The following is a 24301-nucleotide window of genomic DNA, read 5'->3' as shown; positions in this document are numbered from 1 at the left end:
TGGTGGACGCGACGGTTACTTCTTCTTCTTGCCGTACGGCATGCCCGCGAGGGCCGCGATGATGGCGAAAGCCGCGAGCGGGATCAGCACGTACAGGCCGATGGTCTGGCCGACGCTCAGGCCAGGACCCGGGTCGTCACCGTCGTCCCTGGTGAGGGCCATGGCGGGCGACGACAGCAGCATCATCAGCGTGACCGTTGCGCAGACCGCGCCGGCTCGCAAAGCGTTCCTCTTGTCCACGTTTCCAACTTACCCGCCGCTTATGGGTGGGCGCGCGTCGGGGTCGGCCTTCCGGCCCGCGGGGCCCGTCCCGGTCAGCGGCCGGGGTCGCGCGGGCTGGGCGGGGCGAGGAGGTGGGCCAGCAGGCGGGCGGTCGGGACGGCGGCCAGGTGGTCGAGGGTGACCGGGTCGCCGGCGCCGTCGGCGACCGGCAGGCGCCAGTTCGGGTACTGGTCCCAGGTACCGGGCAGGTTCTGCGGGCGCGGGTCGCCGACCAGGTCCGGCAGCCACACGCCGACCAGCTCCGCCGGGGTCGCCCGCAGGAAGCGGTACAGCACCGGCATCGACAGCGGCTCGCCCGGGGTGAGCAGCCCCAGCCCGGCCAGCTCGGCCCGCCAGTCCGCCAGCTCCGTCGCCGCCTCCTCCTGCTCCTCCCCCAGCGGCCGGGCCAGCAGGCCCAGCCGGTGCCGCAGCTCGACGTGCTCGCCGGAGAGCCGGGCCGCGGTGCTCGGCAGGTCGTGGGTGGTGAGGGTGGCCAGACAGCCCGGCCGCCAGCGGTCCGGGGCGAGGATGCCGCCGTTCGCCTGCCAGTCCCGCTCGAACCAGAGCACGGAGGTGCCGAGGATGCCGCGCGCCGCCAGCTCCTCCCGGACGCCCGGCTCGACCGTGCCCAGGTCCTCGCCGATCACCGCCGTCCCGGCCCGGTGCGCCTCCAGGGCCAGCACGCCGAGCATCGCCTCGGCGTCGTAGCGCACGTACGCGCCCTCGGTCGGCGGGTGCCCGGCCGGGACCCACCAGAGGCGGAACAGGCCCATCACGTGGTCGATGCGCAGCGCCCCCGCGTGCCGGGTGGTCGCCCGCAGCAGCTCCGCGTACGGGGCGTAGCCGGCGGCGGCCAGCGCGTCCGGGCGCCAGGGCGGCAGGCCCCAGTCCTGGCCGTGGGCGTTGAAGGCGTCCGGCGGGGCGCCGACCGAGATGCCGCCGGCCAAAACGTCCTGGAGGGCCCAGGCGTCGGCTCCGTCGGGGTGGACGCCGACGGCCAGGTCGTGGATCAGGCCGACCGGCATGCCCGCCTCGCGGGCACTGCGCTGGGCGTGGGAAAGCTGCTGGTCGACCTGCCAGGCGAGCCAGCGGTGGAATTCCACGCGTTCCTGGAGTTCCTTGGCGGCCTGCGCGACCTGTGGGCCGTCCGGGTGACGCAGGCCCTTCGGCCAGTGGTGCCAGTCGGAGCCGTGCGCCTCGGCCAGGGCGTTCCAGAACGCGTGCCGGCGCAGCCACTCGCCCTCGCGCCGCTGGTACGCCTCGTACGCCGCCTGACGGCCGGGGCCGCGCGACACCTCGTGCAGCAGCTCCAGGGCCTCCCGCTTGAGCACCCAGACGGCGTCGCGGTCGATCAGACCGTCGTGGCCGAGCACCTCGTCGCGCAGCCGGGCGGCGCGGCGGGCCAGGTCGTCGGCCTGCTCCCGCTGTGCGGTGTTCAGGTAGGCGTACTCGGGGACGGCCTCGATCCGCAGGTGCACCGGGTCGGCGAAGCGGCGGGAGGACGGGCGGTACGGGGACGGGTCGGTGGGAGTACCCGGGGCGCCCGGCAGCGCCTGGTGCAACGGGTTGATCTGCACGAAGCCCGCACCGAGCCCGGCACCCGCCCACTGGGCCAGCTCGGCGAGGTCGCCGAGGTCGCCCATGCCCCAGGAGCGGGAGGAGAGGACGGAGTACAGCTGGGCGAGGAACCCCCAGTTGCGACCGGGAAGTTGGGGCAGCTGCTGCGGGGCGACGATGAGCGGTGCCGCTGCTGTCGCGCCGTTGCTCTCCGCCTTGAGCGTGTGCCGCCCGAGCGGCAGGTCCGCGGGCAGCCAGTGCGAGTGACCGCGCGGCAGCTCCCAACTGCCCCCGCCCTCCAGCTCCACCCGCAGCCGGGCGTCGGCCGGCACGTCCAGCGCGGTGCGCCGCCCCTGCCGGACCACCACGCACGGCGGCAGCAACCGGCCCTGCTGCTCGGCCCGGTGACGCTCCAGCGCCTCCCGCACCTCCTCCGGCGTCCCGGCCGCCACCCCCAGTGCCGCCAGCACCGCCACCAGCGTCCGCGCCCCCACCGCCTGCCCACCCGGCCCCGGGTGCCGCGCATCCACCCCGTACGCCTGCGCCAGCGCCACCAGTTCGGCCGGCGGTGGCGGCGCGTCCTGCGGCGGCACCTTCAGCCCGTCGGCTCCGTCACTGTCGTGGTAAGCGGCCACTCGCGGCTCCTGCGATGTCTCGGCAACGCCCGGTCAGGACTCCCAAGTCCTACCCGGGTGACGAGCCGACCACGCTGCGCGACACGACCGTACGGGGCGGATCGCACCGGGCCACCGCGGTTCGACCGGTCGGTCGTCGGCGACGGACCGCGGGCGGACCGAGCCGGTCGGGGACAGCGGCGCCGCCGAGGCCTGCCGGAGGGACCGGAGGGCGCTCGTGCGGATGCCGGTCACGCCCCTCTGCCCCTCCCAGAGGTCCGGCTGACGCATCGCCGCACGGTGTCGCCGGTTCCGGCCGTCGCGGGCGCCCTCGGAGCACGGGTTGGGGAGCGGGATGAATCGGGGCAAATTCAACATAGCCGTCGACGACGTTGACACCGGGTTGGGTAGCTGGTGGGGTTGCTCGCGTTGTGGTCCAGGCCTGTCGAGGAGGCTCCTGTGCAAGCCCGTGTGTCCGTTGTGGCCGGGCGGCGGCTGCGGCAGCAGTTGGAGCAGAGTCCGGCGCTGCGGGAGGTGCTGCAGCATCCGGCCGCGCTGAGTGCCCGGCGGGCCACCGCGCGGACGTGCCGTCAGCTGGCGCCGAGGACCGCGGACCGGCTGATCGCCGATCTGAAGGGGACGGAGCCGCTGTTGGCATCCGTGCGGGCGGAGCGTGCGGCGGGGCGGCCGGGGCGGCGGGCGATGCAGATCGCGGCCGGGGTCGCGGCGGCGGCGGTGGTCGGCGGGCTGCTGGCCGGGCCGATGCCGTCGGCGGCGTACGCGGCGACGCCCGGGCCGGACGTGGTGAGCAGCGCGCCGCAGACGCCGCTGGGCAGTGTGACGAACCCCCAGGTGTTCCCGCACCCGCAGGAGCAGACCGTGGCGGGCAAGGCCGTCACGGTGCCGGCCGCGGTCACGCTGGTGCCCGCGCCCAGGGTGGACCGGGGCGCGGTGGACGCCGTGCGCGAGGTGCTGACGATCGCCGGGGCCACCTCGGTGACCCCGCAGCCGGACGGCGGGACGCCGGCCGCCGGCTCGCTGGTGGTGTACGTCGGCGGGGCCGCCGAGGACGCCGGCGGCGAGGTCGACCGGACGCTGCGCCAGCTGGCCGCCGCGGCCGGCTCCAAGGACGGCGTCGCGCCCTCGACCGAGGGCATGACGGACGGCGGCTACGTGCTGGCGGCCGGCCAGCTGCCCGCCCAGGGCGGCGGGACCTACGGCGCGGTGGTGCTCGCGGGCGTGGACGCGGTCGGCACCTTCTACGCCGCGCAGAGCCTGCGCCAGCTGCTCTCCGCCGTACCGGCCGGGCAGGGCCAGGGGCCGGGTGCGGCCGGGCTCGGGCTGCCCGGGATCACGCTGCGGGACTGGCCGAGCGGCGCGGCGGTGCGCGGCACCGCGGAGGCGTTCTACGGCACCCCGTGGACCGCCCAGCAGCGGCTCGACCAGGTCGACTTCCTGGGCCGCTCCAAGCAGAACTTCTACCTCTACGCCCCCGGTGACGACCCGTTCCGGCTGTCCCGCTGGCGCGACGCCTACCCCGCCGCGCAGCAGTCGGAGCTGCGCGAGCTCGGCGACCGGGCCCGGCAGAACCACGTCACCCTCGGCTACGCGATCGATCCGGGGCAGTCGCTCTGCTTCAGCTCCGAGGAGGACGTCAACGCGCTGGTCTCGAAGCTGGACGGGCTGCGCAAGCTCGGCTTCACCGCCTTCCAGCTGCAGTTCCTGGACGTCAGCTACGACGAGTGGCACTGCGACGACGACCACGACGCCTACGGCAGCGGTCCGGCCGCGGCCGCCAAGGCGCAGGCCGCGCTGATCAAGAAGGTGCAGGACCGGCTGATCGCCAAGAACCCGGGCCTGGCGCCGCTGTCCGTCGTCCCCACCGAGTACCACAAGCAGGGCACCTCGCCGTACCGCAAGGCGCTGGCCGACGCGCTGCCGAGCGGTGTGCAGGTGGCCTGGAGCGGCGGCGGGGTGATCCCGGAGAAGATCACCGGCGCCCAGACCTCCGACACCGGCAGCCTGTACGGGCACCCGCTGGTCACCATGGACAACTACCCGGTCAACGACGCCAGCCCGGACCGGCTCTTCCTCGGTGCCTACACCGGGCGCGATCCGGAGGTGGCCACCCGCTCGGCGGTGCTGCTGACCGGCGCGATGCAGCAGCCGGTGGCCTCCCGGATAGCGCTCGCCACGGCCGGCGACTTCGCCTGGAACCCGACCGGCTACAAGCCCGACGACTCCTGGCAGGCCGCGGTGCGCTCGCTGGCCGGGCCGACCGGCGCCGCCGCCACGCCCGCCGGGTCGGCGCTGTCCGCGGTGACCGCGCTGGCCGGCAACAGCACCTCCTCGCCGCTGTCCAAGCAGGAGTCCGGCTACCTGACGCCGCTGCTGGACCGGTTCTGGGCCGCCGCCGAGCCCACCTCCGGCGCCACCCCGGACCTCGCCAAGCTGATCGAGGCCGCGGGCCCGCTGCGGGACGCCTTCGCGGCGATGGCCACCGCCCAGCAGACCCTGGCCGGCACCCAGGCCACCGCCCAGCTGGCCGCCGAGGCCGGGCCGTGGCTGGGCCCGCTGCACGACTACGGGCTGGCCGGGCAGGCCGCGCTGGACATGCTGCTGGCCCAGAAGGGCGGCGACGGCGCGGCGGCCTGGAAGGCCCGGGTGCAGCTCAACCGGCTGCGTGCCCAGCTCTCCCAGTCCCCGGCGACCATCGGCGCGGGGGTGCTCGGCCCGTTCCTGGACCGCGCGGTGCGCGCCGCCGACAACTGGTCCGGCGTGGTCAGCGGCGGGGTCACCCCGACCACCAGCATGGGCACCGCGCACGACCACCTGCCCGCGCTGATGACCGACGGCCAGGCCGACACCTTCTACTGGAGCTCCGCTCCCCCGCAGCCCGGCGACTCGGTCGGCGTGGACCTGGGCGCCGGCCGGGCGATCACCGGTGTCACCGTGCTGATGGGCGGCTGGGGCGACGGCCCGGACGCCCAGACCGCCGTGGACGACTACATCCGCGACGGCGTACTGGAGTACAGCACCGGCGAGGGCGGCTGGAAGCAGCTCGCCGTGGTGAAGAACCAGAAGACGGTCAGCGCCCAGCTGCCGCCGGGCACGGTGGTACGGGCGGTACGGCTGCGGGCCACGGCCGCGCAGAAGACCGCCGTCGCGGTGCGCGAGTTCACCGTCACCGCCCCCGACGAGGCCCCGGCCAGCGTCTCCGGCGGGCCCGACGCGCTGCCCGGCTCCTCGGCCGCGGCCGTTCTGGACGGCAACCCGGACACCGCGTACCGGGCCGCCAATCCGCCCACCGCGCAGGACCAGCCGCTCACCGTCGAGCTCGGCAGCGCCCGTCCGCTGGACCGGCTGACCGTGCTCACCGACCCGAACGTGCACGCCACCGCCACCGTCGCGGTGCGCCGCTCCGACGGCACCTGGACGGACATCGGCACCGTGCAGCCCGGCTACAACGAGCTGGCGGCCGGCGGACAGCTGGCCGACGCCTTCCGGCTGACCTGGAAGCCCGGCGGCGACCCGCCGGTGGTCAACCAGGTGATCCCCTGGTACTCGGACGTCCCGGCGGCCCGGCTCAGCCTGGCCGACCCGGCGCTGGACGTGGTCACCGGCGCGGCCTCGCCCGCCAAGACCCAGGCCACCGTCGAGGCCGGCCGCCCCGAGGGCACCACCGGCGAACTGCGCACCGAGGTGCCGGCCGCCGCCAAGGGCCTGACCGTGACCCCGGCCGGCCCGGTGACCGTGCCGCGCGGCGGCCGGGTGGGCGTGCCGCTGCTGGTCACCGCCGCGCCGGGGACGCCGTCCGGGACGTACCAGGTGCCGGTGTCGTACGTGGCGGGCGGCACCACCGTGAAGCAGGTGCTGCAGGTGCACGTGGTGCCGCCGACCAGCGGGCCGGACCTGGCGGTCGGCTCGACGGCGACCTCCTCGGGCGACGAGACGCCGTCCTTCCCGGCCTCGGCGGTCGCCGACGGCGACCCCAAGACCCGCTGGTCCTCGCCGGCCAAGGACGACGCCTGGGTGCAGCTGGAGCTGCCGCAGCCCGTCCACCTGGGCGCGGCGGTGCTGCACTGGCAGGCCGCGTACGCCTCCTCGTACAAGCTCCAGGTCTCGCCGGACGGCAGCACCTGGACGGACGCGGCGGTGGTGGACAACGGCAAGGGCGGGGACGAGACGGTGCGCTTCGACGCCTCGAACGTCCGGTTCGTCCGGATGCAGGGCGTGGCGCGGGCCACCAAGTTCGGCTACTCGCTGTACGGCATCGAGCTGTACGCCGTCACCGCGCCGGTCGTCCCGCCGCAGCCGCCGACCACTCCGCCGGCCCAGCCGAGCCAGCCCGGCCAGCCAGGCCCGGGGCAGCCGGGGGTCGCGGCCACCACGCCTCCGGCGGCGCCGCCGAAGCAGTAGGAGGCCACCCGGGCAAGCCCGGCGAGCCGAAGGGGCGCGCCGGTGCCGAAAGGGAGAAGCGAGGGAGCGACGGAGGAGCGAGGGAGCGCCGACCGTCGGCACCGGACCAGAGCGCCCCGGAGGCGAGCCGGACCCAAAAAAGGGGTGCCCAAAAAACGCGGCGGGCCGCCGGGCTCCCCAGTGTGGGGGGCGCGGCGGCCCATGAGGCGCGTACCGACGGTATGACGGGCGGGCCCTTGTGGTGCTTCGGTCAGGCGGAGAGCGGTTCGGGCTGCTCGCCGCGGCGGACGGGGGCGGGGTGGGCGCCGTGCGCCCGGCCGATCGGGACGGAGTGGTTCGGCTCGGTATGGTCGTGGTGCTCGTACTCGCCCCACTGCGGGGCGCGCAGCTGGTCCGAGCCGCCGTAGGGCTCCAGGTAGGGCCGCCAGCGCGGGTCCTTGATCCCGGTGCCGATGATCCGCCAGGCGAGGCCGCTGGGCGGTGCGGGCGGGCGCTTCATCCGCCAGCCGAGTTCGGTGAGGTGGCGGTCGGCCTTGGTGTGGTTGCAGCGGCGGCAGGCTGCCACCACGTTGTCCCACCGGTGCTGGCCTCCCCGGCTGCGCGGGATGACGTGGTCGACGCTGGTGGCGGCGGCCCCGCAGTAGACGCAGCGGCCGTGGTCCCGGGCGAACAGCGCCCGGCGGGTGAGCGGGACGGGCCCGCAGAAGGGGACCCGGACGAAGCGGGTCAGTCGGACGACGGACGGCGCCGGAAGGGCGCTGGTGGCGCTGTGCAGAGTGACTCCCGAGTCCTCCAGGCTGACCGCCTTGTGGTTGAGGACCAGGATGAGTGCGCGGCGCATCGATACGACGCCGAGTGGCTCGTAGGACGCGTTGAGGACCAGGACATGCGGCACGGATGCCTCCTTGGACGCCTGCGGCGCGTGGCTCGCGCCGGGACGAGCGGTTGGATCGCACAACGAGTGCGCGATCTCCCCCAGTGTCGCCTTACGCCTTTGTACGGCGCCACCACTCCTGTGTAACGGACCCGACGTGAACTCCGGGTGTGGCTTGTGTCATACCCGGTATGCCCTGGGAGAGGTCGGGTTGCACCACGGCGGCGCCGGGGTACGGCGCGGTCTCCCGCCCGGGGGGCGGCTCGGCCGGTCGGAGCAGCGCCCTGGCCCGTACGGCGGCCTGCCTGGGCCGTTCGGGGTCGGTCCGGGTGGCGCGGGGGCGGTGCATAGGGGGAGCGCACCGGGGCGTTGACGGGGCGTCCGGGATCTTCTGTACGCCCTTCGGCGTGTCCGGGCGGGTGTTCGGCAACGGCTAGGCTGAGGCGCACGGTCCGCGGGCCGCTTGCGGCTGCGCGGGCCCGTCACGCCCCCAGCAAGGAAGGTCCCGCACGTGTTCCGCTCCGGCGCCACCGGTCTGACCGACGCGTCCTCGACGCTCTCCACCCCGACGCCGGCGCTCTCCCCCACCGCGCCGGGGCTGCCGCAGCTGGACCTGCGCATCCCCACCAGTGCGCAGGAGGTCACCGACACCACCAAGCAGGCGGCCAGCTGGTTCGACACGCACTGGCAGAGCTGGCTGGCGGGCGGCCTCCAGATCATCCTCATCATCGTGCTCGCGATGGTCCTGCGGGTCGTGGTGAGCAAGCTGATCACCCAGCTGATAGCGCGGATGGCGCGCGGTCACGAGCACCACGAGGAGAGCCGGCTGGGCGGGCTGCTGGCCAACCACGGGGTGGTGAACCCGGAGCGGCGCCAGCAGCGCTCGGAGGCGATCGGCTCGGTGCTGCGCAGCGTGGCCTCGTTCAGCATCCTGGGCACGGCGGCGCTGATGGTGCTCTCCGCGCTCGGGGTGAACCTGGCGCCGCTGCTGGCGAGTGCCGGTGTGGCCGGTGTGGCGATCGGTTTCGGCGCCCGCAACCTGGTGACGGACTTCCTCTCCGGGGTCTTCATGATCATGGAGGACCAGTACGGCGTCGGCGACGACATCGACACCGGGGTGGCCACCGGCACGGTGCTGGAGGTCGGGCTGCGGGTGACCAAGCTGCGCGGGGCCAACGGTGAGATCTGGTACATCCGCAACGGCGAGGTGAAGCGGATCGCCAACATGAGCCAGGGCTGGGCGACCGCCTCGGTGGACGTGCAGGTCGGGTACAAGGAGAACCTGCAGCGGGTCGAGGACCTGATCCAGGAGACCGCCGAGTCGCTCTCCAAGGAGGCGCCGTACGACGAGCTGGTCTGGGCGCCGGTGTCGATCCTGGGCGTGGAGTCGGTGGCGGCGGACTCGGTGATGGTGCGGGTCGAGGCCCGGACGGCGCCGGGCAAGGCGCCGCTGGTGTCCCGGGCGCTGCGCCAGCGGCTGAAGTCGGCCTTCGACCTGGCCGGGATCAAGGTCAAGGAGGAGGCAACGGCGGTGGCCACCGGGGTGGCGATCGCGGAGCCCTCGCCGCCGTCGGCGCTGTCCGACCCGACCTCGCCGCGGTACCGGGCGGCCGAGCCGATCCCGCTGCCGAAGCCGCCGGTGGACGACCCGACGCTGCAGAAGCCGTAACGTTCCGGCTCGGCCGGTCGATCACTTGCCTTCCCCCGGTTTCGGGCGACCCGGCCGTTGTCGGCCGGGCCGCGATCGTGCGTAGCACTTCGCGCGTGTAGGCCGCTGTCTGGAGCAGGCCGGGGATGACCCACGACTGGTACATCCGGAATCGCCGCGTGCGCTCGAACAGGGGGCGCACGGACTCCTGAACCCGTTTGAGGCCAGCGCGCTCAAGGCGCCGCCACTCAATGTGCATTCCCTCGATGTTCCGGGCCGTCGCAATGAGGTCTGCTGCCTGATCCGGGACCCCGCAGATGGCCGTCCAGGCATGCAGGTCGGCCTCCGATGGCATCACCCGGCCGCTCTGGATCTTGGAGCACTTCGATTCATGCCACCCAGCAGCTTCGGCCAGCGCCCGCGCGCTGAGTCCGGAGTCTCGCCGGATGTCGCGCAGACGCTGGCCGAGAGCCTGCTCGGCTTGCTGAACGCTGGACGACGCGGACACGGTCAGCGCAGCCGGAAGTCCTCGTGCGGGACCGCCCGTTCCCAGACGGCCTCGAAGGCGGAGGCGCAGAGCTTCACGATCTGCGGATCGGTGGTGACCTCGTCGTCCACGAAGTTGCCGTCACCGCTGAAGTGGTGGACCAGGAGAAGCTGTCCGTCGATCAGCCAGAAGTCGTTGCCCGGGAGCGCCAGGCCAGTCGCCTGCCGACGGGGAAGCCACCTGACCTGCTCACCGGAGGCAACGTTCCGGAACGTGATCTCGTGCTCGAACCGGATGTACTCGCTCGCCGGTTCCGAGATGACCCGCGCGCGCCGCACCTCAACGCCGCGGCCCGTGGTCTCCTCGATGAGCTGCAACCAGGGGCTCCACCACGACGGGCGGTCGGCAGGGTCGTCGCGCTGTCCGCTGAGCCAACGGAGGAACAGCGGGTCGTCCCGCATGTATCCGTCGCGCATCTCCAGGTGGAGAGCTGAGCGGGTGCAGGTCCGCAGCAGATCCTCAAGCGATGGGACTGCTGCCACCGTTCACCTCCGGGAAGAACTGCATCATGCGCTTGGGGAATTCGATCACGGTCTCGTGCCCGGGGATGTCCATCTGCGCGAGACGTTCCGGGTCGAGCACCTTCCAGCCCTGGAGGATGTAGTTGCCCGTCACGTCGTCGAAGTAGACCGTCGGGGACTTGCCTTCGGGGCTGTTGGGGTCTTGTCCGAGCTTGTGCAGTGCCATGGTGGGCGTCCCAAGCGGGTCGGAGTCGATCGCCTTGAACGATCTTGCCGTACAAGTCGCCGCTCGCACCATGAACTTGCTCGAACTTGCTCTGGCCTCCCGCTACGACGGCCACTTGCTCGTCAACCCGCTACCCCACCCAGGCGAGTGGACGCCAGCAGCTGGTTCTACAACTACGCTCACAGCCTCGAATCCATGTCGGTCTTGCAGTCCGGAACTCCTTCGAGGGGGCCCGCACAGTCTGCGACGCCTTGAGCTGTGATTGACCCACAACCTTCCCGTCTTCGCACAGGAAGTCGGTCTGGCCGACTTCCTGTGCAGGAGCCCGGACCTACCGTCGCCGCTTCGGCCGCGCCGAAGCGGCGACGGGCGACAATGGGCGGCCTACTCGACGGTGGGTGGGCGCTGAGTTGGTCCAGCCAGCGGAGTTTGGCGACCCTCGCTGTGCTCGCCGGTTATCTGGTGCTTTCTTCGGATGCCCACTCCTCGGCGATGCCGAGGAGTGGGCACCAAAATTCCGACACCAAGCTTATTCTTTCCGTTTAAGGGGGCGACAGGACGTGCCGGACGACCCCGAATGTCCGGCGACCTGTCTTTTGGGCGGCGGCCTCCTCATCAGAGGAGGCCGCCGCGCCTGCTTCAGCAGCTTATTTGCTTTGCGTGGGCGGCCCCTCGGTGAGCCGAGGGCGCCCACAATTCCATCTTTTTAATTCTTTCACTCATTGATTCACCACCCCTCCCCACTCAAGGAGGGGCGGCATACTTGTTCTTCTTGATATGAGTTTCCTTTTTTGAATGCTGGGCAAGTGTTGGCCCCGCTCCGGCGGGGGCGGGGCTTCGCGCTGTCCGGTAACGCTTCGGCATCCTCCGCTCCACCGGCCATTGACACCCCGCCGACACGGCCCGTACGGTCCTGTACAAGCAACTGGAAAGTTTCCTAACAGTTCCCGGCAACCGGCCGAAAGAGGAGGATTCCGGGCATGACCAAGAGCACCGCCAAGGCCCCCCTCGCCGGCACCCCGAGCCTCCTGCGCGCCATCAACGACCGCGCCGCCCTCGAACTCCTGCTGGCCAACGGCCCGCTCTCGCGCACCCAGATCGGCACCCTGACCGGGCTGTCCAAGCCCACCGCCTCCCAGCTGCTGGCCCGCCTGGAGGCGGCCGGGCTGGTCCTGCCGGTCGGCACCACGGAGGGCGGCCCCGGCCCCAACGCGCAGCTGTACCAGGTGAATCCGGCCGCCGGGTACGTCGCCGGGCTGGACGTCACCAACAGCGGGATCAGGGTCGCGATCGCCGACATCACCGGCACCACGCTGACCGAGCACGCCGTGTCGACCAGGGGCGTCCCGGCCGCCGGGACCGTCCCCGCGGTCGCCGCCGCCGTCGCCGGGGCGGTCCGGGCCGCGGGGCTCGGCCCGGGGAGCCTGCGCACCGTCGCGATCGGCCTCGGCGGCGCCCCCGACCCGGTCACCGGCAAGCTGCGCTACGCCTCCCACCTGCCGGGCTGGCACTCGCCGCGGCTGGTCGAGGAGCTGTCCGAGGCGATCGGCGCGCCGGTGTCGATCGAGAACGACGTGAACCTGGCCGCCGTCGCCGAGCAGGCCACCGGCGCGGCGGCGGGCTTCGAGGACTTCGTCCTGCTCTGGGCCGAGGCGGGCGTCGGCGCCGCGATCGTGATCGCCGGACGCCTGCACCGCGGCTTCACCGGCGGCGCCGGGGAGGTCGGCTACATGCCGGTGCCCGACTCGCCGGTCGAGTGGGATGCCCGGCGGCGCAAGTTCGGCGGCTTCCAGGCCCAGGTCGGCGCACCCGCCGTCCGCGCCCTGGCCCGCGAGCACGGCCTCGGCGCGCCCAGCGCGGAGGAGTCGATCGCCAAGGCCCTGGCCACCCCGGGCGCCGGCGACACCTTCCTGACCGAACTGGCCGGGCGGCTCGCCGTCGGGCTGGCCGTGATCGTCGCCGTGGTCGACCCCCAGCTGGTGGTCCTCTCCGGCGCGGTGCCGAGCGCGGGCGGGATGCGCCTGCGCGCGCTCGTCGAGGACGAACTGGCCCGGATCTGCCTCGCCCGGCCGGAAGTCCGCAGCAGTGCCCTGCCCGGCTCACCCGTCCTGCACGGCGCCCTGCAACGAGCCCTCGCCGACGCCCGCGAGGCGGTCTTCTCCACCCACTGACGCTCCCCCTGTCACCTCGTTCACCTGCACCCACCTCTCCCCTACCCCCACGCGGGACCCGAGGCAATGACGCCTGCCCGCGCACCTCCAGGAGGACCTCGAAGTGCACGCCACCACCTCCCGCAGAGGCCGTCGCACGATCGCCGCCGTCGCCGGCAGCGCCGTGCTGGCCCTGCTCGCCAGCGCCTGCACCGGTTCCAACGACGCGGGCGGCACCGACGACTCGGCCGGCGGCAAGGACGTCACCATCACCTTCTGGCACGGCTGGAGCCAGGACAACGAGGTGAAGGCGATCAACGACAACATCGCCGCCTTCGAGAAGGCCCACCCCAACATCCACGTCAAGACCGTGGGCAACATCGCGGACGACAAGGTCAACCAGGCCCTGCGGGCCGGTGGCGACGACGCGCCGGACGTGGTGTCCTCCTTCACCACCAACAACGTCGGCATGTTCTGCTCGACCAAGGCCTTCGTCGACCTCAAGCCCCTGCTGCAGAAGAGCGGCATCGACGCGGCCAAGACCTTCCCGGCCGCGATGCTCAACTACACGCAGTTCCAGGGCGACCAGTGCTCGCTGCCACTGCTCGGCGACGCCTACGGCCTGTACTACAACAAGAAGGCCTTCGCCGCGGCCGGCATCGCGAACCCGCCCAGGACCTTCAGCGAATTCGCCGACGACGCCAAGAAGTTGACCGTCGCCGACGGCGACTCGTACAAGCAGCTCGGCTTCATGCCGCTGTACCACGGCTACGAGTCCCAGATCGAACACTTCCTCGGTCAGTACGGCCCCACCTACTTCAACGCCGACGGCAAGTCGAACATCGCCGCCGACCCGAAGGTCGCCGCGATGCTCAACTGGCAGAAGGGCATGGTCGACCAGCTCGGCGGCTTCGCCAAGCTGGACAAGTTCCGCGCCACCTTCGGCGAGGAGTTCAGCGCCAAGAACCCCTTCCAGACCGGCCAGGTCGCGATGGCCATCGACGGCGAGTGGCGCACCGCCTCGCTCGCCGAGAACAAGCCCGACTTCGACTGGGCCACCGCGTCGTTCCCCGTCCCGGACGACCAGGCGGACACCTACGGCCGCGGCTACCAGACCGGCACCATCGTCGGCATCGCCAGCACCAGCAAGAAGCAGGCCGCGGCCTGGGAGCTGGTCAAGTACCTGACCACCGACACCGACGCGGTGGTCAACTTCGCCAACGAGATCCACAACGTGCCGAGCACCTTCGACGCACTGGGCTCGCCGAAGCTGGTCAGCGACCCCAACTTCAAGACCTTCCTGGACGTCGCCAAGAACCCGCACTCCGGCACCACCCCGGCCAGCGTCAACGGCGGCGGCTACATCCTCTCGCTGCAGAACCTCGGCTACGACTACGAGTCCGGCAAGCAGACCGACCTGCAGGCCGGCCTGGCCGGCACGGCGAAGCAGATAGACACCGACATCGCCCAGGCCAAGTAGGCGGCGGGAACGGTCCACGGAGCTCCCATGTCAATCGCGTTCGGCACCCGCAAGGGAGGCGCCCCCGAGGGCGGCGCCGCCAAGGGCACTGGGCCGGCCGACCCGGCGGCGTCCTCCACGCAGCGCCTGCTGCGCCGGAAGCGCCGCCGGGAGGCGGCCCGCGCCCTCGCCTTCCTCTCGCCCTGGCTGATCGGGTTCAGCGTCTTCTTCGTCTACCCGCTGGTCTCGACCGTCTACTTCTCCTTCACCCAGTACAACGGCTTCGGCGCGCCCAGCTTCGACGGGCTGAAGAACTGGGACTACGTCCTCAACGAGCTGCCGACCTTCTGGCAGGGCCTGCGCAACACCCTGTGGCTGGTCGTCGTCATGGTGACCCTGCGGGTCGCCTTCGGCCTCGGCGTCGGACTGCTGATCACCAAGATCAAGACCGGCGTCGGCTTCTTCCGCACGGTGTTCTACCTGCCGTACCTGGCCCCGCCGGTGGCCGCCACCGTCGCCTTCGCCTTCCTGCTCAACCCGGGCACCGGCCCGGTCAACCACCTGCTCGGCGAACTCGGCCTGCCGCAGCCCGGCTGGTTCGCCGACCCCGACTGGTCCAAGCCCGCGCTCACCATGCTCGCCATGTGGGGCGTCGGCGACCTGATGGTCATCTTCATGGCCTCGCTGCTGGACGTCCCCAAGGAGCAGTACGAGGCGGCCGAGCTGGACGGCGCCGGCCCGTTCCAGAGGTTCCGGTACGTCACACTGCCGAACATCTCGCCGATCATCATGTTCGCGGTGGTCACCGGGGTCATCCAGACCATGCAGTACTACACCCAGGCGATCGTCGCCGGGAAGGTCGCCAGCGGCATCGCGGGCAACTCCGGCCAGCCGTTCGAGCCGGGCTTCCCCCAGGGCTCCACCTGGACCCTGCCGCAGATGGTCTACAACCTCGGCTTCCAGCGCTTCAACTACGGCGCGGCCTGCGTCGTCGCCCTGGTGCTGTTCGCCATCTCGATGGCCGTCACCTCGATCCTGCTCCGCCGCCGGTCCGGCTTCATGGCGAGCGACGACTAGCGGACCGGATCGCGGACCGACCAGCGACCGACCAGCGGACCGACCAGCGGACCGGATCGCGGACCGGATCGCGGACCAATGAGGACTTCACCATGACTCTCAGCTCCACGCTCACCGAGGCGCCCTCCCCGGCCGGCGCCCCCCGGGCCGGCGGTCCCGCCGCCCGGGCCGCCCGGCGCCGCGCCGTGCTCAACTGGGTGGCCGTGCACTCCCTGGCGATCGCCGCCGCGCTGTTCTTCCTGCTGCCCTTCGTCTTCGTCTTCCTCACCTCGGTGATGGACGACCAGCAGGCGCTCACCACCGACTACTGGCCCACCCACTGGGAGTGGGGCAACTACGGCAAGGTGTGGGACACCCCCGGCTTCCTCACCTGGTGGCGCAACACCCTGGTGTACGCCGGCGCCGGCACCCTGCTGACCATCGTCTCCAGCCTGCCGGTCGCCTACGCGCTCGCCAAGTTCCGCTTCCGCGGCCGCAATCTGGCGCTGATGGCGGTCATCGCGATGATGATGCTTCCGCCCCAGGTCACCGTCATCCCGATGTACCTGTTCTGGGCCAAGCAGATGGGCATGGGCGGCTCGCTCTGGCCGCTGATCATCCCGATGGCCTTCGGCGACGCCTTCTCGATCTTCCTGCTGCGCCAGTTCCTGATGACCATCCCCAAGGAGTACATCGAGGCCGCCCGGATCGACGGCTGCGGCGACCTGCGCACCCTGCTGCGGGTGGTCCTGCCGATGGCCAAGCCGGCCATCGCCGCCGTCGCACTGTTCCAGTTCTTCTACTGCTGGAACGACTACTTCGGCCCGCAGATCTACGCCAGCAACAACCACGAGGCCTGGACGCTCAGTTACGGCCTGGAATCGTTCAAGGCCGCCCACCACACCAACTGGAACCTCACCATGGCCGCCACCCTGCTGGTGATGGCGCCGGTGATCGTCCTCTTCTTCTTCGCACAGAAGGCCTTCATCGAAGGCGTGACACTGACAGGGGTCAAGGGCTGATGTCCGCACTGAAGTTGGCAATCGTCGGCGGTGGTTCGACCTACACCCCGGAGCTGATCGACGGCTTCGCCCGGCTGCGCGACAGCCTGCCGGTCGGCGAACTGGTGCTGATCGACCCGGCCGCCGAGCGGCTGGAGCTGATCGGCGGCCTGGCCCGACGGATCTTCGCCAAGCAGGGGCACTCGGCCACGGTCACCACGACCACGGACCTGGCGGCGGGGGTCGCGGACGCCGACGCCGTCCTGCTCCAGCTGCGCGTCGGCGGGCAGGCGGCCCGCGACCGGGACGAGACCTGGCCGCTGGAATGCGGCTGTGTCGGCCAGGAGACCACCGGCGCGGGCGGGCTCGCCAAGGCGCTGCGCACCGTCCCGGTCGTGCTGGACATCGCCGAGCAGGTCCGCCGGACCAACCCGGACGCCTGGATCGTGGACTTCACCAACCCGGTCGGCATCGTCACCCGGGCCCTGCAGAGCGCCGGCCACAAGGCCGTCGGGCTGTGCAACGTCGCGATCGGCTTCCAGCGCAAGTTCGCGGCGCACCTCGGGGTCGCGCCGGAGCTGGTCCGGCTGGACCACGTCGGGCTCAACCACCTGACCTGGGAGCGCGGGGTGACCCTGCTGGACGGTCCCGGTTCCTCCGCCGGCCGGGAGGTGCTGCCCGAGCTGCTGCGGGACTTCGGCAAGGAGATCGCCGACAACCTCCACCTGCCGCAGCCCTTCGTCCAGCGGCTCGGCGTGGTGCCCTCGTACTACCTGCGGTACTTCTACCAGCACGACGCGGTGGTCGAGGAGCTCAAGGCGCAGGGCTCGCGGGCCGCACAGGTCGCCGAGATCGAACGGCAACTGCTGGAGCTGTACGCCGACCCCGGCTTGGACACCAAGCCGGAGCTGCTCGGCAAGCGCGGCGGGGCCTTCTACTCGGAGGCCGCCGTCCAGCTGATCGCGGCACTGCTGGGCACCGGCGGCGAGACGTCCGTGCAGGTGGTGAACACCCGCAACGACGGCGTGCTGCCCTTCCTGCCGGACGACGCCGTGATCGAGGTACCGGCCGAGGTGGACGCGGACGGCGTGCGGCCGCTGCCGCAGCGGCCGGTCGAGCCGCTGTTCGCCGGACTGGTCGCCGCCGTCACCTCGTACGAGCACCTCGCGCTCGACGCCGCCCTGCGCGGCGGACGCGACCGGATCTTCGACGCCCTGCTCGCCCACCCGCTGGTCGGCCAGATCGAACTCGCCGACCGGCTCACGGACCTGCTGCTCGCCCACAACCGCGAGCACCTCGCCTGGGCCTGATCGGCCCGGTGCCCGGCCCGCTTCGGATCGCTCCGGAGTACGGGCCGGGCGCGCAGCGAGGAGACCGACCACCCCCGGCCGGGCACCCCGGCCGGGCACCCCGGCCGGGGCTTGCGGCCGGGCCACGTACGAGCCGCGGGGACCCGATGACCCACCAGCCCGAACCACTCCTGCCCGGCGTACTCGCCATCGACGCGGGCAACTCCAAGACCGACGTCGCCCTGATCGGCGCCGACGGCACCGTCCTGGGCACCGCCCGCGGCGGCGGCTTCGCACCCCAGAGGATCGGCGGCGCCGCAGCCGTCGCCGGCCTCGCTCCGCTGGTCGAGGAGGCCGCCGCGGCAGCCGGCCACCCCTCCTGGAACGGCGTGCTCACCAGCCACGTCAGCGCCTGCCTGGCCAACGCCGACCTCCCCGTGGAGGAGGAGGCGCTGCGCACCGCCCTCGAATCGCACCCCTGGGGCGCCAGCAACACCGTCGTCAACGACACCTTCGGCCTGCTGCGGGCCGGCACCGACGGCCCGCGCGGGGTCGCGGTGGTCTGCGGCGCCGGGATCAACTGCGTCGGCCTGCTGCCGGACGGACGCACCGCCCGCTTCCCCGCGCTCGGCGAGCTCACCGGCGACTGGGGCGGCGGCAGCGGGCTCGCCCTCACCAGCATGTGGCACGCCGTCCGCGCGGAGGACGGGCGCGGCGGGCCGACCGCGCTGGCCCGGGCCATCGCCGAGCACTTCGGCCTGCCCAGCGCCGGGGCCGTCGCGGAGGCCGTCCACCTCGGGCACCTGCCGAGCGCCCGGCTGCACGAGATCGTCCGGGTGCTGTTCGCGGTCGCGGGCGAAGGGGACGCCACCGCCCTGGAGCTGATCGACCGACAGGCCGACGAGATCGTCCGGCTGGCCGTCGTCGCGCTGAGACGGCTGGACCTGCTGGACGTCCCCACCCCGGTGGTGCTCGGCGGCGGGGTGCTCGCCTCCCGGCAGCCGCTGCTGCTCGACAACCTCACGGCGCGCCTCGCCGAGGCCGCCCCGCTGGCCGAGCCGCGGGTGGTCGTCGCGCCGCCCGTCCTGGGCGCGGCGCTGCTCGGGCTCGACCACCTGGGCGTGGAGCCGACGGCGCGGGCGCGGGTGCGCGAGGTGTACGAGGCGCAGCGGCCGGTCGCGGCCTGAGGCCCTCCCCGGGTGACGTCCCGAGACTTCCCGCCCCTGCCGAATCCGCACATCCGGCGGGGGCGGGAACCGTTCGCCGCGCGCCGGTCGTGTACCCGAGTGCAGACCAGCGCCGCCGCCCGGGGAGACTTGTGCCATGGCCGTGCCCCGCATCCTCCTCGCCGCCGCCGTGCTGACCGGCACCGCCCTGGCCTGCCTCACCGGCTGCACCCCCGCCGACTCCCGCCCGACGGTGCACGCGGCCTCCTCCGCCGCCGCCCTCGCCGACGAGGGCGCCGACGACCTGCTGGACGACGGGGACGACCTCACCGACGACGAGGCCGCCGACTCGCCCGGCGCCGACACCATCGCCGCCCCGGACCCCGGCTCCTCGTGCCCGGCGCCCAGCCGACTGCCCGGCCACCAGGTGCTCGTCATCGTCGCCGCCGGCCCGGGCGAACTCACCGCCCAGCCCGCCCGCTACACCTGCGACCCGCCCCGCTACGAGGCCATCGGCACACCCGTCCACTACGGCTTCGCGGCGTCGGGCGTGACGGCGACGCTGGTCGACCGCCCGCACGGGGACGCGGCGAAGCCCGTCCAGCTGGACGAGCTGGTCACCCACCTCAACGACTGCCTCGCCGACCTCGACCCGGCCGACCCGTACGCCTGCTTCGGCAACGCCTACGACGTGGTGCTCGACTCGCACGGGGGGATCATGCGGATCGGGGAGATCGAGGGGCCGTAGCGGGCGGTCGGCACATCGAGGTGCGAGCCGGAGCACGGGTGTCGCCGGTGTTCCCGCGGACGGCGGTCGCAGTGGTGCGGACAAGGTAGGGCACCGACCGGGAGGCTGGGAAGGGGTGGTTGTGGCCTTTCGGTGAAGGTCGCGGGGAGGAGGCGGGGGGACGAATACGGTGTAAACCGCACCCTCAACTGTTGAGATTCAGCTGCGCTACGCGTGTCAACAGTCCGTCAGCTGCGGTCTTTTGGCGTTCTATACGTTCGCCGGGGGTTCCCTTGGGGTTGGTCTTACTATCGCCGTCGTTGACCCGGCTTCCGCGGCGGTGCTTTGCTTCCGGCCGTCGGCGGTAAACCGGTGCCCCATCCCCACTTCACTGACTGTTCATGACGAACCGCCAGTGGTTCCGGGTCGCCGTCGTCGCTCCTCCCCATTTGTCCCCCACAGTGCTGCCGCGCCCCATCCGTGCGCGGTCGGCATGAGAGAGGAACCCTCACAATGGGCATGTCCCCCACCTCCCGCAAGGCGCGAGTCCGGGCCCTGACCGGGCTCAGCGCACTGGCGCTGGCCGCCACCGGTTTCGCCGCCGCCCCGGCCGCCCAGGCGGACCAGCCGAGCAGCGAGTTCGCCGGGAACAGCCACCCGTACCGGCACGGCGTCGTCCCCACCAAGGAGGGCGCCGCGCACGCCAACGCCGCCTCCGCGGCCGCGACCCGGACGTCGAACCTGAAGTACGGCGGCGGCGTCGACGGCATCGGTGTCACCACCGGCGCTCCGAAGGTCTACGTGGTCATCTGGGGCTCCCAGTGGGGCACCGCGGGCACCGACGCCAACGGCTACACCACGATGTCCGGCGACCCGTCGGGCGAGGCCGTCCGCGCCCAGCAGCTGTACAAGGGCCTGGGCACCAACAACGAACTCTGGTCCGGCGTCCTGACCCAGTACTGCGAGGGCATCGCCAAGGGCTCCACCAGCTGCCCGTCGACCGCCGCGCACGTCGGCTACCCGACCGGCGGCGCGCTGGCCGGCGTCTGGGTGGACACCTCGGCCGCCGCGCCGAGCCAGGCCACCGGCAACCAGATCGCCACCGAGGCCATCGCGGCCGCCGGGCACTTCGGCAACACCACGGCGGCCTCCAACCGCAACGCCCAGTACATCGTGCTCTCGCCGACCGGGACCCACCCGGACGGCTTCAACACCTCCACCGGCCAGTTCTGCGCCTGGCACGACTGGAACGGCGACACCACGCTGAGCGGTGGCGCGGCCACCTCGCCGTACGGTGACGTGGCGTTCAGCAACAACCCGTACGTGACCGACATGGGCGCCTCCTGCGGCCAGAACTACGTCAACACCGGCAACGCGGGCCTGCTGGACGGCGTGACCATCGTGTACGGCCACGAGTACGCGGAGACCGTCACCGACCAGAACCCGGCCGGCGGCTGGACCGACTCCACGGGTGCCGAGAACGGCGACAAGTGCGCCTGGAAGGGCACCGGCGGCACCGGCGGCGCGCAGAACGTGAACTTCTCGACCGGCTCGTTCGCCATGCAGGCGACCTGGTCGAACGTGAACAGCTCCTGCCAGATCTCGCACGCGATCGTCCCCTGAGGCCTCGCCCATGACGATCTGACACAGGGGTAGAGCGCCGGGGTGGGGTTGTGCGGGCCCACCCCGGCGCTCGTCGCGTTCCCGGGGCGTTGCCCCCAGGGCGCGCCCTAGGAGGGCGCGACGAGGCCGAACTCGTAGGCGTGGATGACCAGATGGACCCGGTCCCGGGCGTCCAGCTTGGTGAGCAGCCGGGCGACGTGCGCCTTGGCGGTGGCCACGCTGATGGTGAGCTCCTCGGCGATCTCCGTGTTGGAGAGGCCGCGGCCGACCAGGGTCAGCACCTCGCGCTCGCGCTCGGTGATGCCCGCGGCGGACTTCCGGGGCCGGGCGGCGGCCTCCGGGCGGGCGGCGAACTCGCCGATCAGGCGCCGGGTGATGCCGGGCGCGAGCAGGGCGTCCCCGGCGGCGACCACCCGCACGCCGTCCAGGATGGTCTCCAGGGCCAGGTCCTTGACCAGGAATCCGCTCGCTCCGGCGCGCAGCGCGCCGTACACGTAGTCGTCGTCGTCGAAGGTGGTGAGGACGAGCACGTGGGTGGGCAGCTCCGGGTCGGCGAGGATCCGGCGGGTGGCCTCGATGCCGTCCATGCCGGGCATCCGGATGTCCATCACGGCGACGTCCGGGCGCAGCCGGGCGACCAGTTCGACGGCCTCGGCGCCGTTGCCGGCCTCCCCGACCACCTCCAGGTCGGGGGCGTCGGCGATCAGCACCCGCAGGCCGGTGCGGATGAGCGGCTGGTCGTCGACCAGGACGACGCGGATCACGGTCCCACCTCCAGGGCGGCTTCTTCGGGGATCGGCAGTCGGGCGGCGACGCGGAATCCGCCCTCGGGGCGCGGGCCGGCGCTGAACTCGCCGTGCAGCAGGGCGACCCGCTCGCGCATGCCGGCCAGGCCGTAGCCTGTGCCGGGGGTGCCGGTCGCGGCGCCGGCGCCCAGGTCCACGACGGTGACGCCGAGTTCCCGGTCTTCGTACGCGACGGTGACGTGGCAGTCGCGGGTGCCGGAGTGCTTGACCACGTTGGTCACGGCCTCCTGGACGATCCGGTAGGCGGCGAGGTCCACCTCGGGCGGCAGGGTACGGGCGTCGCCGCGCCGGGTCAGCGCGACCCGCACCCCGGCGCCCGCCGCCTTCTCCACCATCCGGTCCAACTCGTCGAGCCCCGGCGCGACTTCGAGCGGCGCCGACTCCCCCTCGCCCTGCCGCAGCGCGCCCAGCATCCGGCGCAGCCCGGCCAGGGTCTCCCGGCTGGTGGCCTCGATGGCGTTCAGCGCGTTGCGGGTCTCGGCCGGCTGGGTGTCCATGACCCGGCTGCCCATGCCGGCCTGGATCGCGATGATGCCGATGTTGTGGGCGACCATGTCGTGCAACTCGCGGGCGATGCGCAGCCGTTCGGCGGTGACCGCCTGCTCGGACGCGCGGCCGCGCAGGGCCTCGGTGTGGGCGCGGCTCTGGCGGACGGTGTTGCCGATCAGCCAGGCGATCAGGACGGTGGCGGCGAGGCCCAGGTAGGCGTAGGGGTTCACGGCGTAGCCGTTGACCATGCCCCAGAGGTACAGCGTGGCGAGCACGGTCAGTGGCATCGACACCGCGATCGTGGAGACCAGGCGGGAGCGGGTGACCACGCAGTAGCCGACCACCGCCTCGGCGATCAGGAACTGCACCGGCGCCGTCTCCGGGGTCCTCCACATCCCGAGCGCGAACACGCCGCCTGCCATCGCTGCCGCGACGGCGCCCAGCGGCAGCCGGACCAGCAGGAACGCCACCAGGGTGGTAACCACGGCGGTGACCACCAGCGGCATGTCCTCGGGGTTGCCGTGGTAGTCGAACAGGAGGCGCAGTTCGTCGGCCCGGGTGAAGAACCGGAACACCACGAGGCTCGTCCAGAACGCCGCCACCCACACACCCGCGGGCAGGCGCCTGAGCAGGGGCGGGCGAGGTTCGGTGATCATGACGCGATGTTGACTTCCTCCCCGGCCCAAGGGCTGGGGATCCCTGCCACGGTCGTGTGACCGTCTCGGTGGGTTCCTGCTTCGCCGCGCTGTGCGGGCACGGGTGCCCGTCTTACCTGCGCTCCACAGGCCGATGCCGCCAGTCCGGCGGCCTTGACGACGTTGACCGCCGCGTTGATGTCTCGATCGAGGACGGCCCCGCATGCACCGCACGTCCACTCCCGGACGCCGAGGGGCTTGGGGCCGTCCTTGACGCCGCAGTTCGAGCAGACCTGAGAGGTCGGCTCGAACCGGCCGATACGGAGGAAGGCGCGCCCGTACCGGGCGGCCTTGTACTCCAGCATGGCGAGGAACTGCGCCCATCCGGCGTCGTGCACGGACTTGGCCAGCCGCGTGCGGGCGAGTCCCTTCACCGCCAGATCCTCAACCGCGACCGCTTGGTTGTCGCGGATCAGACTGGTTGAGAGCTGGTGGTGGAACTCTCGCCGGGCGTCGGCCACCTGAGCGTGGGCTCGGGCGACTTTGCGGCGGGCCTTGTCGCGGTTCTTGCTGCCTTTCTCCTTGCGGGAGAGGGCTTGTTGGGCGCGCTTGAGCTTCTTCTCGGCCCGGCGCAGGAAGCGCGGGGCGTCGATCTTCTTCCCGTTGGAGAGCACAGCGAAGTGCCCGAGACCGAGGTCGATCCCGACCTGGCGGTCCGTCTCGGGCATGCGCCCGAGATCGGCGTCCGGGTCGGTGTCGATGACGAACGACGCGAAGTACCGGCCCGCGCTGTCCTTGACCACGGTCACCGTGGACGGGACCGACGGCAGCTGACGCGACCACTTCACCGCAATGTCGCCGATCTTCGGCAGGAGCAGCTTGCCGCCTGTGGTGATCTCCCATCGGGCGTTGGCGGTGAACCGGACCGACTGCCGGGTGTCCTTGCGGGACTTGAACCGGGGCGGTCCCATCTTCGGGCGCTTTCCCTTCAGGCCGTCGAAGAAGTTCCGGTATGCGGTGTCCAAATCCCGGAGGGACTGCTGCAGGACCACGGCCGACACTTCCCCGAGCCACGCGCGCTCGGGAGTCTTCTTCGCCGCGGTGAGCCGCTTGGACAGCTCGGCAGAGGCGACGAACGGCAGCCCGGCGGCGAAGGCGGTCTCACGCACGCGCAGCGCGTCGTTGTAGACCACCCGGGCACACCCGAACGCCCTGGCCAACGCAGCACGCTGACCGGCGGTCGGGTACACGCGGAACGAATACCGGAGCTGCATGACGACCAACTTATCGGGA

At 72.3% G+C, this 24301-nt stretch carries 18 protein-coding genes and 1 pseudogene; 10 read left to right on the top strand and 9 right to left on the bottom strand.

Annotation, left to right across the window (positions count from 1 at the left end):
• Positions 1–15 precede the first annotated feature (15 nt).
• Entirely contained in the window at positions 16–240 is a 225-nt protein-coding gene (locus ACGF12_RS05870) for a hypothetical protein (protein ID WP_393026050.1), read from the bottom strand.
• Positions 241–314: 74 nt separating this feature from the next.
• Positions 315–2453, bottom strand: a complete 2139-nt coding sequence (gene malQ / locus ACGF12_RS05865; protein ID WP_393026048.1) for a 4-alpha-glucanotransferase — start codon at positions 2451–2453, stop codon at positions 315–317.
• Positions 2454–2891: 438 nt separating this feature from the next.
• Here malQ and ACGF12_RS05860 point away from each other — a divergent pair, with 438 nt between their 5' ends.
• On the top strand, positions 2892–6851 hold the full coding sequence (locus ACGF12_RS05860; protein ID WP_393026045.1) for a beta-N-acetylglucosaminidase domain-containing protein: 3960 nt from the start codon (positions 2892–2894) through the stop codon (positions 6849–6851).
• A gap of 250 nt (positions 6852–7101) precedes the next feature.
• Here the strand turns inward: ACGF12_RS05860 and ACGF12_RS05855 are convergent, their stop codons facing one another.
• A complete protein-coding gene (locus tag ACGF12_RS05855; protein ID WP_380614149.1) occupies positions 7102–7746 on the bottom strand; it encodes an HNH endonuclease in 645 nt (214 codons plus the stop codon).
• A 490-nt stretch (positions 7747–8236) separates the two neighbouring features.
• On the opposite strand from ACGF12_RS05855, the gene ACGF12_RS05850 reads away from it, so the two are divergent.
• Complete coding sequence (locus ACGF12_RS05850; RefSeq protein WP_393026041.1) at positions 8237–9394, top strand: mechanosensitive ion channel family protein; 1158 nt, start codon at positions 8237–8239, stop codon at positions 9392–9394.
• Between the two features lie 76 nt (positions 9395–9470).
• Here the strand turns inward: ACGF12_RS05850 and ACGF12_RS05845 are convergent.
• The 3 genes and pseudogenes from ACGF12_RS05845 to ACGF12_RS05835 form a co-directional block, all read right to left on the bottom strand.
• Positions 9471–9881, bottom strand: a pseudogene (locus tag ACGF12_RS05845) (Scr1 family TA system antitoxin-like transcriptional regulator); the annotation flags it as partial.
• A gap of 2 nt (positions 9882–9883) precedes the next feature.
• The gene (locus ACGF12_RS05840) at positions 9884–10402 is read right to left on the bottom strand and encodes a DUF6879 family protein (RefSeq protein ID WP_393026038.1); all 519 of its coding nucleotides are present in this window, start codon (positions 10400–10402) and stop codon (positions 9884–9886) included.
• The gene (locus ACGF12_RS05835; RefSeq protein ID WP_393026035.1) at positions 10380–10607 is read right to left on the bottom strand and encodes a hypothetical protein; all 228 of its coding nucleotides are present in this window, start codon (positions 10605–10607) and stop codon (positions 10380–10382) included. Before ACGF12_RS05835 ends, ACGF12_RS05840 begins: the two co-directional genes overlap by 23 nt.
• A 980-nt stretch (positions 10608–11587) precedes the next feature.
• On the opposite strand from ACGF12_RS05835, the gene ACGF12_RS05830 reads away from it, so the two are divergent.
• From ACGF12_RS05830 to ACGF12_RS05795, 8 genes are all read left to right on the top strand, one after another.
• Positions 11588–12778 (top strand): ROK family transcriptional regulator, encoded by a 1191-nt coding sequence (locus tag ACGF12_RS05830; RefSeq protein ID WP_393026033.1) that lies wholly within the window; start codon positions 11588–11590, stop codon positions 12776–12778.
• A 103-nt stretch (positions 12779–12881) separates the two neighbouring features.
• Positions 12882–14237, top strand: coding sequence for an ABC transporter substrate-binding protein (locus ACGF12_RS05825; protein WP_393026031.1), 1356 nt, complete (start codon positions 12882–12884; stop codon positions 14235–14237).
• 27 nt (positions 14238–14264) lie between these two features.
• A complete protein-coding gene (locus tag ACGF12_RS05820) occupies positions 14265–15293 on the top strand; it encodes a carbohydrate ABC transporter permease (protein WP_393026028.1) in 1029 nt (342 codons plus the stop codon).
• 92 nt (positions 15294–15385) lie between these two features.
• Positions 15386–16294, top strand: a complete 909-nt coding sequence (locus tag ACGF12_RS05815) for a carbohydrate ABC transporter permease (RefSeq protein ID WP_393026025.1) — start codon at positions 15386–15388, stop codon at positions 16292–16294.
• Positions 16295–16302: 8 nt separating this feature from the next.
• Complete coding sequence (locus tag ACGF12_RS05810) at positions 16303–17583, top strand: 6-phospho-beta-glucosidase (RefSeq protein WP_393026331.1); 1281 nt, start codon at positions 16303–16305, stop codon at positions 17581–17583.
• Positions 17584–17729: 146 nt separating this feature from the next.
• Entirely contained in the window at positions 17730–18749 is a 1020-nt protein-coding gene (locus ACGF12_RS05805) for an N-acetylglucosamine kinase (RefSeq protein ID WP_393026022.1), read from the top strand.
• A gap of 136 nt (positions 18750–18885) precedes the next feature.
• A complete protein-coding gene (locus ACGF12_RS05800; protein ID WP_393026019.1) occupies positions 18886–19476 on the top strand; it encodes a hypothetical protein in 591 nt (196 codons plus the stop codon).
• Positions 19477–19974: 498 nt separating this feature from the next.
• A complete protein-coding gene (locus ACGF12_RS05795; protein WP_393026016.1) occupies positions 19975–21078 on the top strand; it encodes a hypothetical protein in 1104 nt (367 codons plus the stop codon).
• A 107-nt stretch (positions 21079–21185) separates the two neighbouring features.
• On the opposite strand, the gene ACGF12_RS05790 is transcribed toward ACGF12_RS05795, so the two are convergent.
• From ACGF12_RS05790 to ACGF12_RS05780, 3 genes are read right to left on the bottom strand one after another with little or no spacing between them, the layout of a single operon-like run.
• Entirely contained in the window at positions 21186–21842 is a 657-nt protein-coding gene (locus ACGF12_RS05790; protein ID WP_393026013.1) for a response regulator, read from the bottom strand.
• Positions 21839–23029: a sensor histidine kinase gene (locus ACGF12_RS05785; protein WP_393026010.1), complete on the bottom strand. Its 1191-nt coding sequence runs from the start codon at positions 23027–23029 to the stop codon at positions 21839–21841. The genes ACGF12_RS05790 and ACGF12_RS05785 overlap by 4 nt, the downstream gene beginning before the upstream one ends.
• Positions 23026–24282 carry an RNA-guided endonuclease InsQ/TnpB family protein gene (locus ACGF12_RS05780; protein ID WP_393026328.1) on the bottom strand — a complete coding sequence of 419 codons (1257 nt, stop codon included), beginning with the start codon at positions 24280–24282 and terminating at the stop codon, positions 23026–23028. Before ACGF12_RS05780 ends, ACGF12_RS05785 begins: the two co-directional genes overlap by 4 nt.
• Positions 24283–24301 lie beyond the last annotated feature (19 nt).

Source organism: Kitasatospora sp. NPDC048296 (genome assembly GCF_043201815.1).
In the GTDB taxonomy this organism is placed as follows: domain Bacteria; phylum Actinomycetota; class Actinomycetes; order Streptomycetales; family Streptomycetaceae; genus Kitasatospora.
Note: the sequence above shows the minus strand (reverse complement) of the source record. Positions and strands in the feature narration are given on the sequence as shown.

Coding starts and splice junctions, on each gene's coding strand:
- ACGF12_RS05835 (WP_393026035.1), bottom strand. CDS start 10,607: ATGGCACTGCACAAGCTCGGACAAGACCCCAACAGCCCCGAAGGCAAG.
- ACGF12_RS05830 (WP_393026033.1), top strand. CDS start 11,588: ATGACCAAGAGCACCGCCAAGGCCCCCCTCGCCGGCACCCCGAGCCTC.
- ACGF12_RS05820 (WP_393026028.1), top strand. CDS start 14,265: ATGTCAATCGCGTTCGGCACCCGCAAGGGAGGCGCCCCCGAGGGCGGC.
- ACGF12_RS05815 (WP_393026025.1), top strand. CDS start 15,386: ATGACTCTCAGCTCCACGCTCACCGAGGCGCCCTCCCCGGCCGGCGCC.
- ACGF12_RS05805 (WP_393026022.1), top strand. CDS start 17,730: ATGACCCACCAGCCCGAACCACTCCTGCCCGGCGTACTCGCCATCGAC.
- ACGF12_RS05800 (WP_393026019.1), top strand. CDS start 18,886: ATGGCCGTGCCCCGCATCCTCCTCGCCGCCGCCGTGCTGACCGGCACC.
- ACGF12_RS05795 (WP_393026016.1), top strand. CDS start 19,975: ATGTCCCCCACCTCCCGCAAGGCGCGAGTCCGGGCCCTGACCGGGCTC.
- ACGF12_RS05785 (WP_393026010.1), bottom strand. CDS start 23,029: ATGATCACCGAACCTCGCCCGCCCCTGCTCAGGCGCCTGCCCGCGGGT.
- ACGF12_RS05780 (WP_393026328.1), bottom strand. CDS start 24,282: ATGCAGCTCCGGTATTCGTTCCGCGTGTACCCGACCGCCGGTCAGCGT.